Raw genomic sequence first — 1796 nt, 5'->3', positions numbered from 1 at the left:
CCGCCCGGGGGTCCCGCGCCGCCCGCCGCGGGGGAGTCGCTGTTCCGGCGCGGAGTCGCCGAGGCGGCCACGCCGACCCCTACGCCGGCGACGGTCCCGCAGCAGCCGCCCGCGCCGACTCACGAGAACCCGGCCCAGGCCTATCAGCCGCCGGCTCCGGAGCAGCCGCCGGCGCCGGATTACGCCGACCCGGTCGACCCGTGGGCCACCGGTGAGGCGGCCGCGTTCGGGCCGGGCGGCTCGCCGCCCTACAACGGGCCAGGACACACCATGGCCGGGCACACGGCGGCCCAGCCGGCGCACGAGCCCTGGCTGGCGTCGACGCAGGCAGCGAGGCCGGAGTCCGGTCCGGAGCCGGGGCAGCCGACGCCCACCCGGCCCGCGTACCGCAGGAAGGGGTTCTTGATCGTCGCCGGTGGCCTGGTGGTGGTGTTGCTCCTGGCCGGGGTGGCGGCCTGGTACTTCTGGCCGGGCTATCGGTCGCTGGACTATCAGCCGCTCGTGGAGTCGAAGGCGGTCTCGCTCGAGCCGGCCGTCCAGCTCTACGCTTCGGGTTACATGCAGGCCAGGGTCAACGGGGATCGGGCCTACTTCGCCACCGAGAACCAGGACAAGACGCTCGGGGTGGTGGCGGCCGACACGTCGACCGGCAAGCGGATCTGGGGGAACACGAAGGCGGGGGCCGCGGAGAACGGCTGGGAACAGATCGTGACCACGCCGGACGCGTTCGTCGCCTACTCCAAGCAGAATTCCGATCCCTACAACCGGCGGATGGTCGTGCTGGACGCCGACGACGGCAACGTCCGGTGGCAGCGCGACGTGGCTCAAAACGACCGCGTGCTCGTCTTCGACGACGTTGCGGTCTGGGTCGACGACGCCGGGTCCCGCCTGGTCGGGTTGCGGATGAGCGACGGCTCCGAGAAGTGGAACCTGCCCGACGTCAAGAACGGCACCGGCTCCGGCACCGGCCTGATCTGGGCGTCGACGCCCGCCGACGTCTCGGGGCCGGCCCAGATGAACGGCCGACCGCTCGCGGCCGCCGGGGACGACACCCGGATGCTCCAGGTTATGTCCGACCGGTCGGCCCGGGTGATCGACCGGGAGAACGGCAAGGTGCTGGTCGAACCCAAGCCGGGCGTGGCCGCGCCGGAGACTCCGGTGATCCTGCACAACGGCCGGGTCGTGGTGGCCGAGAAGGGCACCAACAGCCAGCGCATCCTGTCCTACGACCTGACGGATCTGAGCGGTCCGGCGGTGATCGGCTCGATCAACCCCGAGGTGCAGGTCGAGGTCCTGGCGCCCTGCGGCGACGACCACGCCTGCTGGATCGAGAAGGCGTCCTACGACGCCGAGACCACCCAGATCGCCGGGGCGGACGTCTCGACGGGCGCGGCGTCGATCTGGCACGTCAAGGCGCCCAACGCGGAGACCCTCGTGCCGGTCGGGGACAACGTGCTGGTCGGCCAGAACGCCTCGTCGGCGCCGAAGGTGACGCTGCTTGACTCGGCCGGCAAGGAGCAGTTCACGGCCGACGGCCAGGGCGCCCGGCTGGACGGCGGCAACGTGTTGCTCTTCTCGAAGGCGCTGTCCACCAGCCTCGACGATCCCGCGCTGGCCGGGCAGCACGTCGGCGACGACCCGGTGCAGCTGGGGCCGCTGGCCGGCGTGCACTCCGCCTCGTGCTCGTGGAACACCGAGGTGATCGCCTGCGTGACGGACAAGGATCTGCGGCTCCAGCGCTTCGCCTCATGAGAAGCTCATGACAACGGCCCCCGGCGATGCCGGGGGCCGTTGTC

At 71.9% G+C, this 1796-nt stretch carries 1 protein-coding gene; it reads left to right on the top strand.

Annotated features, from left to right (window positions below):
* On the top strand, positions 1-1752 hold a 1752-nt coding region (locus AB0M20_RS41480), incomplete at its 5' end, for a PQQ-binding-like beta-propeller repeat protein (protein ID WP_364306814.1).
* Positions 1753-1796 lie beyond the last annotated feature (44 nt).

Origin of the sequence: Actinoplanes sp. NPDC051633, from assembly GCF_040681735.1 — a bacterium.
Lineage (GTDB): Bacteria > Actinomycetota > Actinomycetes > Mycobacteriales > Micromonosporaceae > Actinoplanes.
This window is presented reverse-complemented; position numbering and strand designations above follow the sequence as displayed.